The sequence below is a fragment of the Pseudomonas fluorescens genome, assembly GCF_005938625.1.
GTDB classification, from domain to species: Bacteria; Pseudomonadota; Gammaproteobacteria; order Pseudomonadales; family Pseudomonadaceae; genus Aquipseudomonas; species Aquipseudomonas fluorescens_BD.
The window spans coordinates 62,579-79,411 of the sequence record NZ_VCNJ01000003.1 but is presented as its reverse complement, the minus strand read 5'-3'; the positions used below and the strand labels follow the sequence as shown (position 1 = coordinate 79,411).

General features: G+C 60.2%; 15 protein-coding genes. 4 read left to right on the top strand and 11 right to left on the bottom strand.

Features of this window, described 5'->3' with window-relative positions; genetic code table 11:
• Nucleotides 1–99: 99 nt before the first annotated feature.
• From FGA82_RS02255 to FGA82_RS02235, 5 genes are all read right to left on the bottom strand, one after another.
• Nucleotides 100–843: a hypothetical protein gene (locus tag FGA82_RS02255; RefSeq protein ID WP_038359108.1), complete on the bottom strand. Its 744-nt coding sequence runs from the start codon at nt 841–843 to the stop codon at nt 100–102.
• 3 nt (nt 844–846) lie between these two features.
• Nucleotides 847–1,434 carry a penicillin-binding protein activator LpoB gene (gene lpoB, locus FGA82_RS02250; protein ID WP_016772610.1) on the bottom strand — a complete coding sequence of 196 codons (588 nt, stop codon included), beginning with the start codon at nt 1,432–1,434 and terminating at the stop codon, nt 847–849.
• Nucleotides 1,435–1,470: 36 nt separating this feature from the next.
• A complete protein-coding gene (locus tag FGA82_RS02245) occupies nt 1,471–1,845 on the bottom strand; it encodes a YcfL family protein (RefSeq protein ID WP_141125891.1) in 375 nt (124 codons plus the stop codon).
• A gap of 15 nt (nt 1,846–1,860) precedes the next feature.
• Nucleotides 1,861–3,255 carry a COG3014 family protein gene (locus FGA82_RS02240; protein WP_141125890.1) on the bottom strand — a complete coding sequence of 465 codons (1,395 nt, stop codon included), beginning with the start codon at nt 3,253–3,255 and terminating at the stop codon, nt 1,861–1,863.
• A 189-nt stretch (nt 3,256–3,444) separates the two neighbouring features.
• Nucleotides 3,445–4,866, bottom strand: a complete 1,422-nt coding sequence (locus FGA82_RS02235; RefSeq protein ID WP_141125889.1) for a COG3014 family protein — start codon at nt 4,864–4,866, stop codon at nt 3,445–3,447.
• A 256-nt stretch (nt 4,867–5,122) separates the two neighbouring features.
• Here FGA82_RS02235 and FGA82_RS02230 point away from each other — a divergent pair, with 256 nt between their 5' ends.
• Nucleotides 5,123–7,021, top strand: a complete 1,899-nt coding sequence (locus tag FGA82_RS02230) for an FTR1 family protein (RefSeq protein ID WP_141125888.1) — start codon at nt 5,123–5,125, stop codon at nt 7,019–7,021.
• Between the two features lie 134 nt (nt 7,022–7,155).
• Complete coding sequence (locus tag FGA82_RS02225; RefSeq protein ID WP_141125887.1) at nt 7,156–7,611, top strand: YaiI/YqxD family protein; 456 nt, start codon at nt 7,156–7,158, stop codon at nt 7,609–7,611.
• Between the two features lie 128 nt (nt 7,612–7,739).
• On the opposite strand, the gene elbB is transcribed toward FGA82_RS02225, so the two are convergent.
• Together elbB and FGA82_RS02215 are read right to left on the bottom strand one after the other, a co-directional pair.
• Nucleotides 7,740–8,408 carry an isoprenoid biosynthesis glyoxalase ElbB gene (elbB, locus tag FGA82_RS02220; protein WP_141125886.1) on the bottom strand — a complete coding sequence of 223 codons (669 nt, stop codon included), beginning with the start codon at nt 8,406–8,408 and terminating at the stop codon, nt 7,740–7,742.
• A 290-nt stretch (nt 8,409–8,698) separates the two neighbouring features.
• The gene (locus FGA82_RS02215) at nt 8,699–9,349 is read right to left on the bottom strand and encodes a DedA family protein (RefSeq protein ID WP_141125885.1); all 651 of its coding nucleotides are present in this window, start codon (nt 9,347–9,349) and stop codon (nt 8,699–8,701) included.
• A 207-nt stretch (nt 9,350–9,556) separates the two neighbouring features.
• Between FGA82_RS02215 and hemB the strand changes: the two genes are divergently transcribed.
• Complete coding sequence (hemB, locus tag FGA82_RS02210) at nt 9,557–10,570, top strand: porphobilinogen synthase (protein ID WP_141125884.1); 1,014 nt, start codon at nt 9,557–9,559, stop codon at nt 10,568–10,570.
• Between the two features lie 18 nt (nt 10,571–10,588).
• Entirely contained in the window at nt 10,589–12,814 is a 2,226-nt protein-coding gene (gene ppk1 / locus FGA82_RS02205; RefSeq protein WP_016985903.1) for a polyphosphate kinase 1, read from the top strand.
• A gap of 254 nt (nt 12,815–13,068) precedes the next feature.
• Here ppk1 and ppx read toward each other — a convergent pair whose 3' ends face one another.
• From ppx to FGA82_RS02185, 4 genes are all read right to left on the bottom strand, one after another.
• Complete coding sequence (gene ppx / locus FGA82_RS02200; protein ID WP_008081406.1) at nt 13,069–14,571, bottom strand: exopolyphosphatase; 1,503 nt, start codon at nt 14,569–14,571, stop codon at nt 13,069–13,071.
• Between the two features lie 220 nt (nt 14,572–14,791).
• Complete coding sequence (locus FGA82_RS02195; RefSeq protein ID WP_007911148.1) at nt 14,792–15,529, bottom strand: amino acid ABC transporter ATP-binding protein; 738 nt, start codon at nt 15,527–15,529, stop codon at nt 14,792–14,794.
• Complete coding sequence (locus tag FGA82_RS02190; protein ID WP_007911158.1) at nt 15,516–16,166, bottom strand: amino acid ABC transporter permease; 651 nt, start codon at nt 16,164–16,166, stop codon at nt 15,516–15,518. Before FGA82_RS02190 ends, FGA82_RS02195 begins: the two co-directional genes overlap by 14 nt.
• Nucleotides 16,163–16,831 carry an amino acid ABC transporter permease gene (locus FGA82_RS02185; protein WP_077574989.1) on the bottom strand — a complete coding sequence of 223 codons (669 nt, stop codon included), beginning with the start codon at nt 16,829–16,831 and terminating at the stop codon, nt 16,163–16,165. The genes FGA82_RS02190 and FGA82_RS02185 overlap by 4 nt, the downstream gene beginning before the upstream one ends.
• Nucleotides 16,832–16,833 lie beyond the last annotated feature (2 nt).

Sequence of the window (16,833 nt, the reverse complement as noted above, 5' to 3'; positions counted from 1 at the left end):
AAAAGGCGACCTTTGCAGGTCGCCTTTTTTGTGGCTGGGACGCAGAGCGTCCCGGGATGCATTCCCACGCGGAGCAGGGGAACGATCAGGGGCCAGTCATCAGCGCAGGATCACCGGCGCAGTATCACGCGGCAGGTTGTTGCGCTGCGGCGCCTCACGCGGCTGTTCGTAACCGCCACCACCGAGCTGCATGCTCAGTTGCCCGGCCACGTCTTCACCCAAGGCCTTGGACACGTCACGCACCACCCGTGGGCGGTTCAGCGAGATCTTGATGTCGCGATGGTTCACCAGTTTGGTGTCCTGCGCTTCGCCCATCGCCGTGAAGGCCGACGTGATTTCGAAGGTCTTGGTGTTGATCAGGCTGAAGTCCGCCACCAACGTCAGGCCCAGTACCGCCGAATAGCTGTCGGTGTTCGCCAGCTCGTTGACGTCCTGAGTGAAGTCGATGTCCGACACCGTACCAAACAGCACATAGTCGGCGCCTTTGAAGTTGCCGGCCTTGATGCGCTTGATCACATCGTAGACGTCACCCTTGGACGACGCGGTGTACGGCGTGCCCTGCACCAGCTGGAACATGCCGGTACGCAGGATTTCACCCTTGATGTCGCCGGTGAATTTGCGCAACTCGCCTTGCTCGATGTAGCTGGTGCTCGCTTCGATCTCGTTGTAGCTCGACGAGCCGCTGGAGCTGTAGTAACCCTCGCGATGATTGCTCTGAGCGGAAACGATGTGGATGTATTGCTCCACACGTTCCTGATACGCCAGATCCGTTACCGCGACTTTCGGGGCCGCTTGCACGCTGAACGCGCAAGCCAGGGCCATCATGCCAATCCATGCGCGCATCAATTAACGCTCCGTGGTTTTGCGGATCTCTTTTTCGTCCATCCACTCGGCCAGACCGCTTTCAACGTCGATCAGTTGCAGGCTGAATTTGTAGAAGACGTCCTTGTAATCGCTGCTGCGCTTGACGATCGAACTGATCGAACCTTCGATGCGGTACTTGGCGGCAACCATGTTGCCGGTCTTGGCCACGGTGCTCTTCTTGTACAGGCCGCTCTGGTTTTGCAGCTTGAGCTGGTCAACCTGGCTTTGCATGGCATTGTTGTCGCTGGCGAAACGCGCAACACCGGTCTTCATCAGCTGAGTCTTGATGCTGGTGGTGATTTCGCGGGTGTCGATGTATTCGCTGGTCTTGTTCTTCACGTCGTAGACCTGAACCACCGGACGACCCTGCAGAATGCCGGACTGGGCCAGCGAGCGGGTCATCGATTCGGCGATCATTTGCAGGTCGGTCGACCCGAATTCGTTGGTCACGGTTTCAACCGCTTTGGTGTCGCCGTAGCTGATGTTCTTGCTGCCCAGGGTTGGCGAAGTGTTGGCGCAACCGGAGGCCAGCAGGGCGATAACGGCGATGCAGGAAAAGCGTGCAAACATGGGAATGCTCTCTAAAACAGGAATAGGGTGACAGGCTTACGGCGTCTTGATTTCCAGACGGAAGTCCACGGCTTTCGGGGTCGGTGCGATGCCTTGAATGAAGCTGGTCTGGGCGCCGTACATCATTTGGCTTTTCCACACTTCTTCTTCGGCAATCGGGAAGCCTTCCGCGCCGAGCCAGGCGAAGCGGTAGTAGAAAAGCTTGTTGCTGTTGAGGGTGTTGCTCAACTGCACATTGACCGTCATGAAGCCGTTTTCGCGGGCGACGCGCATGGCGCCGACGACGATGTGTTTCTGCGGACCCATGGCCACGACTTTGCTCGCGGCGCTGCCCGGCTCTGGCGGTGGCGGGGTGGCGCAGCCGCTCGCCAGCAAGGCGAGGGCGGCGACGGCGATGAGTTTGAAGCGCATGCAAAGACTCCGTTCTTAAGGTTGTTTGAGGCTGGCGACGTTGGTCGCGCTGGCGCTCGGGATGACGTGTGCGGCGAGGCCACCGGCGAAGACCTGGTTGCCCACGGCACGCAGGGTGATCACCTGATAACGCTGATCGACAGTGACCTTGACCACCGAACCGCCGACGGCGCTCGGCAGACTGACCTGATGTTCACCCTTTTTCAGGCGCAGACGCACCACTTGGGTGTTGTCCGGCAGGGTACGCCACGTACGGGTATCGGCACCTTCGAGCACAGCTGAAGAAATACCGACGGCCAGACCGGCCAGTGGGTTGGTTTCGTTGATCTTCTTCTGCGCCACGCCTTTGGTGATCGCCCGCACAGTGGTGCGCAGGATGATCCCCGGCATGTCGTCACGCAGTGCACGGCGGGACATGGCGGTGGTGCTGTTGAGCGCGGTCAGATCGACTTGCTGACCATCGACACCGATCTGTGCGAACGGCGCAGTGGACGTGTCCGGTTTGATGATCGGGAACGACAGCGGCGTGATCACTACGTTGTTGGAGATCGGCAATGGCAACGGCACGCGGATCGAATCGCGGGCCGGCGCCAGACCGCTTTGCACCACGATCAGGATGTCGCTGTCGTCGGACTTGCTCGGCTTGTCGAGGTTGACCAGTGCCTGCTCCAGCAACGGCGTGTTCGGACGCAGCTCGGCGGCCTTGCGGTAGCCCGGTGCAGCCAGGCCTTTCTCGCCCAGCGCTTCATAAACGAAGCCGGACAGGTAATGGCTGAACGCACTCTGGTAGCTGTTTTTCAGGCCAACCACTTCCGGCGCGTCGAGACTGGCGACCGGATACCCTTGCAGATCCTTGTACTGAGTCTTGATGCCTTCTTTCTCGGCTTCTTCCTCGCTCTTGAGGTATTCCTTGTCGCGCAGGTCGGCGATCACTGCTTCACGTTCGTGAGTTTTCTTGATCGCAGTACGTGCGCCGTCAAAGTCATTGACCGCCAGCAGGTTCAGGGCCATCTGCGTGGTCAGCATGACCTTTTCGTAGTCGTAGCCTTCGTAGCGACGCACTTTGTCATTGACGATGAAGCTGCCGAACTGAGCCAGGTACTTACCGGTGTCGAGCTTGACCGAATCTTCCCACTGACCCACCACTACATCGGCGCTGGTCCAGGCATTCTGGCTGCCAGAGAGGTCGCCCTTGGCGCGCAGCAATTCACCTTTCTCGAAGTAATAGAGCAGGTCTTTGTCTGGACCGGTGTTGTTCTTTTCCAGCAGGGTCAGCGCGGCGTCGACGTTGCCGGTGGCCAGTTGCTGGTTGGTCTGTGCCAGTTCCGAGTCGTAGTTGCGAAACGCCGAACAGCCGGACAGCAGAGTAACGGCGCTGAGCGCGATCAGAGTGGGGGCGCGGAATGCCATGGGGGTACTTCTTCCCTGGAGTAGTACAGCCGCGTGTGCTGGTCGGGCTGGTGTGACCCATCGACAGTGGCGTTGGCCTCCTGCCAATTCCTCATAACCTGAGGAGCTTTAATGCCCGGTCGTAATAACGCGGGCGCGGCATTATAAGCAGGCGGTGATGGCTATGTAATAGCTTTTTAATTGCACTGGTTAGTTAGGTGCCATTACTTGTTTCGAACGGGTTACTTTCTCTGGTAAAGGCGTCGCAGGAGCGACAAAGGCCGACCCCACGTAGTAGGTCTGATCCCGGAACACGCGCAGATTGAGTATTTGATGAGCCTGATCGACGCGTAAGGTCAGGGGATGGCCCGGTGGGTAGAAGGGCACGTCGATCTTGTGCAGGCCCTTTTTCAGGCGCACACGGGTGACCTGTGTCTTGTCGGGCAAGGCGCGCCAGGTGCGTGTGTCAGCCTCCTCGAGAGGATCCTGCTTTGTCACCACTAATGAAGCCTTGGCCGGGTTGCGCTCGTTTTCCTGTGCCTGGCCGATCGCGGCCATATTGGCGCGGAACATGGCGCGCGAGATGATTTGCGGCATGTCATCGCGCAGTGTTCGCATGGCCATGTCGGTCACGCTGTTGATGACTGTCAGTGGCTGTTTACGGCCATCAATGCTCAAGTAACTGAAGGTCGGGGTGACGGCGTCCGGAATCATCACCGGAAAGGATATTGGCGCGACAATGACCAGGTTTTCGTTCAGGTGCACCGGAATCGGCACTTGCACCGAACTGCGAGCCGGTGCCAGCCCGCTTTGCACAATAATCAGAACGTCGCTTTCATCGGCTTTGGCTGCAGGCTTGTCAAGGTTACGCAAAGCGTTCTGCAGAAATGGCATGTCCGGGCGCAGTTCGATGGCTTGGCGATAACCGGGCGCCGCGAGGTCACGCTCACCCAAGGCTTCATAAGTGAACCCGGCCAGATAGTGGCTGAACGCACTTTGATAGCCATTCTTCAGTTCGAGCACTTGTGGCGCATCGAGTATGGCCACCGGATAACCTTGCAGGTCTTTGTAACGCAGGGTGATGCCCTGGGTCTTGGCCTGTGCTTCCGCCTCTTCGTATTGCACTTCACGCTGGCGGGCAATCAGGGCTTCGCGTTCATGGGTTTTCTTGATATCGGCGCGGGCGCCAGCGAAATCGTTGACGGATAACTGGTTGAGGGCCATTTGCGTGGTCAGCATGACCTTCTCGTAGTCATAGCCTTCGTAATGCAGCAGCTTGTCGTTGACGAGCATGGTGCCCATTTCATTGCCGAACCGAGCCAGCAGCTTCATGGCGCCGGAAGGGTTGGCCTCTTCGCGCTGGAAGATCATCCGGTCAGCACTGCGCCAAGCTTGCTGACTTTCGGGCAGAGCGCTGCCAGCGCTGAGGATGGCGCCTGTTTCCAGGTAATACAGCAGATCCTTGTCTTCCCACGGGTTGTGCATCTCGACCAGTGCCAGTGCACCGGTGAGGTTGCCCTTGGTCATCTCGTCGGTGGTTTGCTGCATTTCCTGATCGTAATTGCGGTAAGCCGCGCAACCGTTCAGTGAAAGAGCAGTGGCGAGCAGGACGAACAACGGGATGATCCGCATAAACGGTGTGGTTCCTTGAGCCGGAATGTTGAAGGCGCGCGCAGTATAGTGACGGATGCTGGCCAGTGGCTGCGAGTCAGGTTGGGGGCCGACGTGCGCCGATCAAAGACCCTGTCCCTGAGGCAATCCTCTGCGATTTTGCGGTGTTCGTCTGCCGGGCATATCCGCCTGATCAAAGCGAAACACCGACAAAGCTTGAGAGAAAAGTCCGCGGAGTGAACAATATGTAACTCCGTATTTCTCCTGAGAATTCTTCATGACTGCCTCGTCCCGAATTCTGGCCTGGCTGGTGTTCCCGTTGTTTGCCTTGAGCAGCTTCAATCTGCTGGCCGATACCGTGGAAGGCGCACCGCAAGCGCTGCACCTGCTCGACTACATCAGCGCCGACTACCCGCCGACGGTAGCGGCGGGCAAGGTTGTCGATGACGCCGAATATCGCGAGCAACTGGAGTTCACTCGGGCGCTGCAAGGCTTGATCGCCGGTATGCCGGCCAAGTCGGAAAAGGCTGCGCTGGAGCAGGGCGTTGAAGCCCTGCACGCGGCGATCAGCGCGAAACAGGACGGCGCCGAAGTGGCCCGTCAGGCGCGGCAACTGGGTGCGCAACTGGCCGTGGCCTATGAAGTCAGCCAGGCGCCGATCATCACCCCCGATCCCACCCGGGGTGCTCCGCTCTATGCGCAGAACTGCTCGGTGTGCCACGGCGACAGCGGCGCCGGTGACGGCCCGGCGGGACTCGGCATGACCCCGCCGCCGGCCAATTTGCGTGATGCGGCGCGGTTGGATCACTTGAGTCTGTATGCGATCTACAACACCCTCGGCCAAGGCGTCGAAGGCACCGACATGCCGGCGTTTGCCGATCAGCTTGATGATCGCCAGCGTTGGGATCTGGCGACTTACATCGCCGGCTTCAGCGCCGATCCGACGGCGGCCAAAGCCGAGAAGACTTACAACATCGCCGATCTGGCGCGTCAGACCCCGGCCGAAGTGCAGGCTGCCGATGGCCCGCAAGCCGCAGCGACGTTTCGTGCGCAGCGCGCGCAGCCGCCGCAGGTCAAGCGTGGCCCGGCGCAGTTGCTCGACTACACCGCCGCAACGCTGGACAAGAGCCTTGCCGCGTACCGTGCCGGTGAACACGATCAGGCTTACGACCTGTCGGTAGCGGCGTATCTGGAAGGCTTCGAGCTGGTCGAGAGCTCACTGGATAACGTCGACGCCAACGTGCGCAAGGACACCGAAAAATCCCTGATGGCATACCGGCAATCGTTGCAGGACGGCTTGCCGGTCGAGCAGGCCGAGCAGCGGCTGGACGCGGCCAAGGCCAAGTTGAAGGAATCTGCCGGGTTGCTCGGCAGTGACGGTTTGAGCTGGTCGCTGAGTTACATTTCCGGCCTGCTGATTCTGTTGCGTGAAGGTCTGGAAGCGATTCTGGTGCTGGCGGCGATTCTTGCCTTCCTGCGCAACACCGGTCAGCAATCGGCGGTGCGCAGCGTCAACGTCGGTTGGGGTCTGGCGCTGCTGGCCGGTCTCGGCACCTGGGCGCTGGCGGCGTATGTGATCGACGTCAGCGGTTCGCAGCGTGAACTGCTCGAAGGCGCTACAGCGCTGTTTGCCAGCGTCATGGTCTTGTGGCTCGGCGTGTGGATGCATGACCGTCGTCACGCAGCCGCCTGGCAGGATTACATCAAGAGCAGTCTGGTCGGTGGTGGCGGACGTTTCGGCTTCGCGATTCTGGCGTTCTTCTCGGTGTACCGCGAGTTGTTCGAAGTGATCCTGTTCTATGAAACCTTGTGGTTGCAGGCCGGACCGGCCGGGCATGACGCGGTGCTCGCCGGCGGCGCGACCGCACTGGTGCTGTTGGTGGGGCTGGCGTGGGTGATCCTGCGCGGTTCGGCGAAACTGCCGCTGACGCTGTTCTTCAGCATCAACGCGGCGCTGTTGTGCGCGTTGTCGGTGGTGTTTGCCGGACATGGCGTGAAGGCGTTGCAGGAAGCCGGGATCTTCGGCACTCGGCCGGTGGCGTTCTTTGAATTCGACTGGCTGGGAATTCATGCCGATGCGTATTCGTTGACGGCGCAGGCGGTGGCGATTCTGGCGATTGTGGTGTTGTACGGGCGTAGTTGGGTGGCGGAGAGGCGGCGGGTTTCGGCTGCTTGATTGAGTGCTCCCTTAAAAGATCGCAGCCTTCGGCAGCTCCTGCAGGGGCGTAGCATGTCGCAATATTGCGGCGCTACGCGCACTCTGTAGGAGTTGCCGAAGGCTGCGATCTTTTGCTTCTAGAGGTAAAGAAAATGCGTGTATGGATCGATGCCGACGCCTGCCCACGGGCGGCGAAGGATATGGTGGTGAAGTTTGCACTCAAGCGCCAGTTCGAAGTGGTGCTGGTGGCCGGGCAGCCGCAGATCAAGCCGGGGCTGGCCATCGTCAAACTGATCGTGGTGCCGAGCGGTCCGGATGCGGCGGACGATTATCTGGTCGAGCACGCGGTTCCGGGTGAACTGGTGATTTGCAGCGATATTCCGTTGGCCGATCGCTTGGTGAAGAAGGGCGTGGCGGCGCTGGATCCGCGCGGCAAGGAGTTTGATGCGCAGAACATGGGTGAGCGCCTGGCCGTGCGCAACCTGTTCACCGATCTGCGTGAGCAGGGCCAGATGAGCGGCGGCCCTGCGCCATTTGGTGATCGCGAGAAACAGGCGTTTGCCAATGCGCTGGACCGGATCCTGACCCGACTATCGCGCCAGTCTTGAGCGGTACACAAAACCTGTGGGAGCGAGCTTGCTCGCGAAGGCGCCAGATCAGGCAACGCTGTGTTGAATGACACACCGCTTTCGCGAGCAAGCGCGCTCCCACCTTTGGTTTTGTACGCAGTTGGGGATCAGGCGTCGTTTTCGTGGGTCAGTTCGAGGACGCGATCCACGAGCTTGTTGATCCCCGAAGCCGCCTCGCTGATATTCTGCGCCAGCATGTAAGCCGGGGTCGTCACCAGTTTGCGCGCCTTGTCTTCAATGATTTCCGTCACTGCACATTCTTCGTGGGTTGCGCCCATCTTGTTCATCGCTGTGGCCGTGTCGGCGTCGTTGCCGATGGTGCAGGTCACGCCCGGGCCGTAGATCTTCGCGGCCAATGCCGGCGAGATGCACATCAGGCCGACCGGTTTGCCCGCTTCGGCAAACGCCTCGGCCAAGGCCAGCACCTCAGGCTGAACAGTGCAGCCAGCGCCTTCAACGGCAAAGTTCGAGAGGTTCTTCGCCGCTCCGAAACCACCCGGCACGATAAGCGCATCGAAGTCGTCGACATCGGCCTCGCGGATGTCCTTGATGTTGCCGCGGGCAATGCGCGCCGATTCCACCAGCACGTTGCGCGTCTCGGGCATTTCTTCGCCGGTCAAGTGATTGATTACGTGCAATTGCGTAATGTTCGGGGCAAAGCACTGCACCTGGGCGCCGCGTTGGTCGAGGCGCAGCAGGGTGATGACGCTTTCGTGGATTTCGGCGCCGTCGTACACGCCACTGCCGGACAGGATCACTGCAACTTTTTTGCTCATGGGTTTCTCTCCAGATTCATGGCGCTAAATGTCCACTAAATTGTCGTGCGTTGCCATAGGCTCAAGTGGTGGCGGCACTTGCATGGAACGCTTTCTACATGGATCGCAACAACGGCGGGGTGTTCATTCTTTGGGGTTGCCTGCTGCGTAACGAGCGGGAGATTCTTGGCGTGAGAACGCCGCTGGCGAACTTGAATGCGCCAGAGCAACGAGGATAAAAGTGACGTATCTGACTGAGAGGGGCGGCCAGCCCGCTCAGTGCCGGCGGGCTGTAGCAAGTCGCCAATGAGTTACTCGGCTGGCGTCTTCGGTTCGGCAGGCCTGGCCTCTTCGGCTTGATTCAGCAGTGCAGCTTTCGCGGCTTGCTCGTCGGCGTAAACCTGCCTGGCCAATCGCGCATTCTTGAAGCGGCGGCGCAGCCACAGACCAACGCCGAGCACCAGCAACGCGCCCAATACCCACAACTCGTACTTCTTGATGCTGCCGAGCATGCCTTCCAGCACCGCACCGAAGTGGTAAGCCGCAGCAGCCAGCGCGGTAGCCCAGATCGCAGCGCCAATGCCGTTAAGCAGCAGATAACGTCCCGGCGGATAACCCGACAGGCCGATCGCCACCGGCATCACCGTGCGCAGACCGTAGACGAAACGGAAACTCAGCACCCAGATGTCCGGATGCTTACGAATATGCTCCAGCGCGCGGTCGCCCATCATCTGCCAGCGTGGTTTGCGCGCGAGTAACTTGCGCCCGTGCTTGCGCCCGAGGAAGTACCACAGCTGATCGCCGGCATAGCTGCCGAAGAACGCCACGACCACCACCAGGTTGATGTCCATGTATCCACGGAACGCGAGGAAGCCCGCGAGCACCAGGATGGTTTCGCCTTCGAAGAACGTGCCGAGAAACAAGGCAAAGTAGCCAAAGTCATGCAGAAATTGTTGGAGCATTGTCTGGGTGCTGGCGAAATGAACGCGCAGCCTAACCCTTCGGACACATTCATGAAAGTGTCCAAATGTGTCTCGACGTGAACAATTCCTACACTGAGAATGGAATGCGGCTACATGTCGCGGGTCTCACACAACTGTCATCTGTTCGTCATAATGGCCGTCTATAACTGTCACGCTCGCCCGTTTGCGCGGGCTCAGGAGTCCGCCGTGAGCTTTACCCCTGCCAACCGTCTGTTCCCCGCCACGCGCCTGCGCCGCAATCGTCGTGATGATTTTTCGCGTCGGCTGGTGCGGGAAAATGTGCTGACGGTCGATGACCTGATCCTGCCGGTTTTCGTGCTCGACGGTGAAAACCGCCGCGAAGCCGTGGCCTCGATGCCCGGGGTAGAGCGGCTGACTATCGATTTGCTGCTTGAAGAAGCGGCGAAGTGGGTAGAGCTGGGGATTCCGGCGCTGGCGTTGTTCCCGGTCACTCCACCTGAATTGAAATCCCTTGATGCTGCCGAAGCCTGGAATCCTCAAGGCATCGCCCAGCGCGCCACCCGCGCGCTGCGTGAGCGTTTTCCGGAACTGGGGGTGATCACCGACGTGGCGCTGGATCCGTTCACCACCCACGGCCAGGACGGCATTCTCGACGAAGAAGGCTACGTGCAGAATGACGTCACCGTCGATGCACTGGTCCGCCAAGCCCTGTCCCATGCCGAAGCCGGTGCGCAGGTGGTTGCGCCTTCGGACATGATGGACGGGCGTATTCAGGCGATCCGCGAAGCGCTGGAAATCGCCGGTCACGTCAACGTGCGGATCATGGCTTACTCGGCCAAGTACGCCAGCGCCTATTACGGGCCGTTCCGCGATGCTGTGGGTTCAGCCTCGAACCTCGGCAAGGCTAACAAGGCCTCTTATCAGATGGACCCGGCCAACAGCGACGAAGCGCTGCACGAAGTCGGTGCGGACTTGTCTGAAGGCGCGGACATGGTCATGGTCAAACCGGGCATGCCCTACCTGGACATTCTTTTCCGGGTAAAAGATGCCTTCAAAGTGCCGACCTTCGTCTATCAGGTTAGCGGCGAGTACGCCATGCACATGGCGGCGATCCAGAATGGCTGGTTGAGCGAGGCGGTGATTCTTGAATCACTGACCGCCTTTAAACGTGCCGGCGCTGATGGCATCCTGACTTACTTTGCTGTCCGCGCCGCTCAATTGTTACGAGAGCAGAAATAGCCCTCCCAGGAACATTCAATGAATACCGAAGGACTCACGGAAGTTGCAGTAAAAGAAGCTCAACCGGTGGTCGAGCAAATCACCGAGACCCCGCCGGAACTGGAGCCTGCGCCACCCGCACCGGCGGCAGAACCTGCGGCGGCGGTGCCAGCGATCGCCATTCCGGGCCTGGATGACAGCAGCCTGTACATCCACCGCGAGCTCTCGCAACTGCAATTCAACATCCGCGTGCTGGAACAGGCGCTGGACGAGTCCTATCCGTTGCTGGAACGCTTGAAGTTCCTGCTGATCTTCTCCAGCAACCTCGACGAATTCTTCGAAATCCGTGTCGCCGGCCTGAAGAAGCAGATCACCTTCGCCCGTGAGCAGGCCGGTGCCGATGGTCTGCAACCGCATCAAGCACTGGCGCGGATCAGCGAGCTGGTGCACGGTCACGTTGACCGTCAGTACGCGATCCTCAACGATATTCTGTTGCCGGAGCTGGAAAAGCACCAAGTGCGCTTCATCCGTCGCCGCAACTGGACGGTCAAGCTGAAAACCTGGGTGCGCCGCTACTTCCGCGACGAGATCGCGCCGATCATCACCCCGATCGGCCTCGACCCGACTCACCCGTTCCCGTTGCTGGTGAACAAGAGCCTGAACTTCATCGTCGAGCTGGAAGGCATCGACGCCTTCGGTCGCGACTCCGGTCTGGCAATCATCCCGGCGCCGCGCTTGCTGCCACGGATCATCAAGGTGCCGGAAGAAGTCGGCGGCCCGGGCGACAACTATGTGTTCCTGTCGTCGATGATCCACGCCCACGCCGATGACCTGTTCCAGGGCATGAAGGTTAAAGGCTGCTACCAGTTCCGTCTGACCCGAAACGCCGACCTGGCGCTCGACTCCGAAGACGTCGAAGACCTGGCCCGCGCCCTGCGTGGCGAGTTGTTCTCGCGTCGTTACGGTGATGCGGTGCGTCTGGAAGTGGCTGACACTTGCCCGAAACACCTCTCGGACTACCTGCTCAAGCAGTTCAACCTGAGCGAGAGCGAGCTGTATCAGGTCAACGGTCCGGTCAACCTGACGCGGTTGTTCAGCATCACCGGTCTGGACAGTCATCCAGAGCTGCAATACACGCCGTTCACCCCGCAGATCCCGAAACTGCTGCAGAACAGCGAAAACATTTTCAGCGTGGTCAGCAAGCAGGACATCTTGCTGCTGCACCCGTTCGAGTCGTTCACCCCGGTGGTCGACCTGCTGCGCCAAGCCGCGAAAGATCCGCACGTGCTCGCTGTACGCCAGACCCTGTACCGCTCGGGCGCCAACTCCGAGATCGTCGATGCGCTGGTCGATGCCGCGCGTAACGGCAAGGAAGTCACGGCGGTCATCGAGCTGCGGGCGCGCTTCGACGAAGAATCCAACCTGCAACTGGCCAGCCGTCTGCAAGCGGCCGGTGCGGTGGTGATCTACGGCGTGGTCGGCTTCAAGACCCACGCCAAGATGATGCTGATCCTGCGTCGCGAAGCTGGCGAGATCGTCCGCTACGCGCACCTCGGCACCGGTAACTATCACGCCGGCAACGCCAAGCTTTACACCGACTACAGCCTGCTGACTTCCGACGACGCCTTGTGCGAAGACGTCGGCAAACTGTTCAGCCAGTTGATCGGCATGGGTAAAACCCTGCGCATGAAGAAGTTGCTGCATGCGCCGTTCACCCTGAAGAAGGGCATGCTCGACATGATTGCCCGCGAAACCCAGTTCGCCGTCGAAGGCAAACCGGCGCACATCATCGCCAAGTTCAACTCGCTGACCGATCCGAAGATCATCCGCGCGCTGTACAAGGCCAGCCAGTCCGGCGTGCGCATCGATCTGGTGGTACGCGGCATGTGCTGTCTGCGTCCGGGGATTGCTGGGGTTTCGCACAACATCCATGTGCGCTCGATCATTGGCCGCTTCCTTGAGCACACTCGCGTGTTCTACTTCCTCAATGGCGGCGATGAGCAGATGTTTCTCTCCAGCGCCGACTGGATGGAGCGCAACCTCGACAAGCGCGTCGAGACTTGCTTCCCGGTCGAAGGCAAGAAGCTGCTGACCCGGGTGAAGAAAGAGCTGGAGCTGTATTTGACTGACAATACCCATAGCTGGAGTTTGCAGTCGGATGGTCGGTACATCCGCAATACTCCGACCGGGAACCAGAACCCGAGGAGTGCGCAGGCGACGTTGTTGGAGCGGTTGGGTAGCCCGATTTTGCCGGTGAGCAGCTAAGGTCAAAGGCAAGAGCCCCTCACCCTAGCCCTCTCCCAGAGGGAGAGGGGACTGACCGGGGTGTGCTTACGCTATACACCGACCTGGCATATCGAGTCGAACTCAGATTTGAAAAGCACGAAGATCGGCCCCCTCTCCCTCGGGAGAGGGCTGGGGTGAGGGGCATCGATCTCACGCACACCACTAAATCCCAGCCGAACACCCAATAAAAAAGGCGATCCAGAAGGATCGCCTTTTTTATGCCCAATCGAGACTCAGTGGACGGTGAGGACAATGCCCACCCGCGTCAGCCAATCCGCCTCAAGCCCGAAATCTGCCTGAGTCAGCTGATTCTCATCCAGCCAGTTCTCCGGGAATTCTACATCCAGGGTGTTGCCCTTGGCGTGCAATACCACCTGCGGCATCGTTTGCGTGCCACGAATGTGGTGGAACAGGATCGCAAAGCGCAGCAGCACGCACAGGCGGATCAGCTTGTCACCGTCGTCACCGAAATCGGCAAACTTGTCTTTCGGAATATTGCGGCGATGGCCACGCACCAGCAACGCGAGCATCTGCTGGTCTTCGCGGGAAAAGCCGGCAAGGTCCGAGTGCTCGATCAGATAGGCGCCGTGTTTGTGATAGTGATAGTGCGCAATATCAAGGCCGACTTCGTGCACTTTCGCCGCCCAACCGAGGAGTTCGCGCCAGATGCCGTCATCCAGCTCCCAGTCCACCGCGACCTGATCGAACGCGTGCAAGGCTTTGCGTTCAACTCGCGCGGCCTGTTCCAGATCGACGTGATAGCGCTCCATCAGCGAGGTCAGGGTGCGCTCGCGCACGTCTTCGTGATGATGACGACCGAGCAGGTCGTAGAGCACGCCTTCACGCAGCGCGCCGTCGCAGTGATCCATGCGTTGCAGTTCGAGGGCGTCGAAAATCGCTTCGAGAATCGCCAGGCCCGCCGGGAAGATTGTCCGGCGATCAGGCTTGATGCCTTCGAAGTCGATCTTGTCGACGTCGCCAAGCTTGAACAGTCGACGCTTGAGCCACGCCAGGCCTTCGGCGTTCACTTCGCCGGTGCCATGGCCGCCGGCCTTCAGTGCCAGGCCGATGGCGCGGATGGTGCCCGAGGAGCCGATGGCTTCATCCCAGGTCAGGCGGTGCAGGGCGTGTTCGATGCTCATGATCTCCAGCCGCGCCGCCGTGTACGCCTGGGCGTAGCGGGCCGGAGTGATCTTGCCGTCCTTGAAGTAGCGCTGGGTGAAGCTGACGCAGCCCATTTGCAGGCTTTCGCGCAGCAGCGGCTCGAAGCGCTGGCCGATGATGAATTCGGTACTGCCGCCGCCGATGTCAGCGACCAGACGTTTGCCCGGGGTGTCGGCGAGGGTGTGCGACACGCCCAGATAGATCAGGCGCGCCTCTTCACGGCCGGAGATGACTTCCACCGGATGGCCAAGGATTTCTTCGGCGCGGTGAATGAATTCGAGGCGGTTGCGCGCTTCACGCAGGGCGTTGGTGCCGACGATGCGCACGGCGCCCAGTGGCATACCGTTGATCAGTTGGGCAAAACGCTTGAGGCAATCGAGGCCGCGCTGCATCGATTCTTCGTTGAGCTTGCGCTCATCGTCGATGCCGGCAGCCAGTTGAACCTTCTCGCCGAGGCGCTCGAGAATGCGGATTTCGCCGTTCTGGGCCTTGGCCACGACCATGTGAAAGCTGTTCGAGCCCAGGTCGATTGCGGCGATCAGGGACAGATTCTTGGCTTGGGATTGCGGCATGGTCAGGGGGTCTCGGTCGATAACCTCGACATCGTGCCACGATCAAACGCTGGCGCCAACGCGCATGGTTCAAACCGCCGGAGCGCGCACCCCGAACCTGATCGTTCCCACGCTCTGCGTGGGAATGCCTCACCGGACGCTCTGCGTCCGCTTTTGGGACGCGGAGCGTCCCTGGCTGTATTCCCACGCGGAGCGTGGGAACGATCAGGATAAGGCAGATTCAGGCTGTCGCTTCGACGGTGCCAATAAAGTTCGCCAGCTCCGCCGTCTGCGGATTGGCAAACAGCACCTTCGGATCGCCCACCTCATGCACTTTGCCATGGTGCATGAACACCAGTTTGTCCCCGACCTCGCGGGCAAAGCGCATTTCATGGGTGACCATGATCAGCGTCATACCTTCCTTGGCTAATTGCCGCACGACGCTGAGCACTTCATTGACCAGCTCCGGGTCGAGCGCCGAGGTGATCTCGTCGCACAACAGCACTTTGGGTGACATTGCCAGCGCCCGGGCAATCGCCACGCGCTGCTGCTGGCCACCGGACAACCGATCCGGGAAGGCATCGAATTTCTCGCCCAGACCGACCCGCTCGAGCATCTCGCGCGCCAGTTCCGCCGCTTTGGCTTTCGGCACTTTCTGCACCACTTGCGGCGCGAGCATGACGTTTTCGCCCACGGTCAGGTGCGGGAACAGGTTGAACTGCTGAAAGACCATGCCGACCTTCTGCCGCAAGCTGCGCAAATCAGCGCGAGCAGCGTCGAGGTATTCGCCGTCAACTTCGATCACGCCGTCGTTGATCGACTCCAGGCCATTAAGCGTACGCAGCAGGGTGGATTTGCCCGAGCCGCTGCGGCCGATGATCGCCACCACCTGGCCTTCCTCGACGCTGAGGTCGATGCCTTTGAGTACGTGGTGATCGCCGTAGTATTTATGCAGGGCGGAAATTCTAAGCAGAGGCATGCAGTCTCCTTTCCAGGTAGCGCGCACTGAGGGACAAGGGGTAGCAGAGCAGGAAGTAGCCGAGGGCGACGAGGCCGTAGACCATGAACGGTTCAAACGTGGCGTTGGCGAGCATGCCGCCGGTCTTGGTCAGCTCGGTGAAGCCGATGATCGAGGTCACGGCGGTGCCTTTGACCACTTGCACCGAGAAACCCACGGTCGGCGCCACGGCAATGCGCAACGCTTGCGGCAGGATCACGTAGCGCAGCTGTTCCAGCGGATTCAGCGCCAGACTCGCCGAGGCTTCCCACTGGCCATTGGAGATCGATTCGACGCAGCCGCGCCAGATCTCTGCCAGATAGGCGCTGGTGAACAAGGTCAGGGCAATCGCTGCGGCCATCCACGGCGAGATTTCAATCCCGGCCAGCGCCACGCCGAAGAACACCAGAAACAGCTGCATCAGCAGCGGCGTGCCCTGGAACAGCTCGATCCAGGTGCGGGCGATACTGCTCGACACAGAGTTTTTTGAAATGCGCATGATCAGGATCAGCAGCCCGACGATCCCGCCACCGATAAACGCCACCAGCGACAACGCCAGCGTCCATTGCAGGCCGACGAGCAGGTTGCGCAGGATGTCCCAGAAGGTGAAATCGCTCATGCGCGGCTCCTGCTGATGTAGCGCCGACCGATCCAGTTCAGTAACTGGCGAATCAGCAGCGCCATGCACAGATAGATCAGCGTGGTCAGCGCATAGGTTTCAAAAGCGCGGAAGTTGCGCGACTGAATGAAGTTGGCAGCGAAGCTCAGCTCTTCGGTGGCGATCTGCGAACAAACCGCCGAGCCGAGCATGACGATGATGATCTGGCTGCTCAGGGCCGGCCAGACCTTGCCCAGTGCCGGCAGCAGCACCACATGGCGGAACGCCTCGAAGCGCGTCATCGCCAACGCCGCTGCGGCTTCCAGCTGCCCGCGCGGGATCGCCTGAATGCCCGCGCGGATAATTTCCGTCGAATAGGCGCCAAGGTTGATTACCATCGCCAGCACCGCCGCCTGCCACTCGGAAATCTGCACGCCCAGCGACGGCAGGCCGAAGAAGATGAAAAACAACTGCACCAGAAACGGCGTGTTGCGGATCAACTCGACGTAGACGCCGAAGATTGTCGAGAACGGGCGGATGTTCCACGCCCGCACCAGCGCCCCGACAATCCCGACGCCGACCCCGAGCAACGCACCGATGGCCGTCAGCTCAAGGGTGAACAGCGCCCCGCGCAACAGCAGGTCGGTGTTTTCCACCACCGGCATGAAATCGAACTGATAAGCCATGA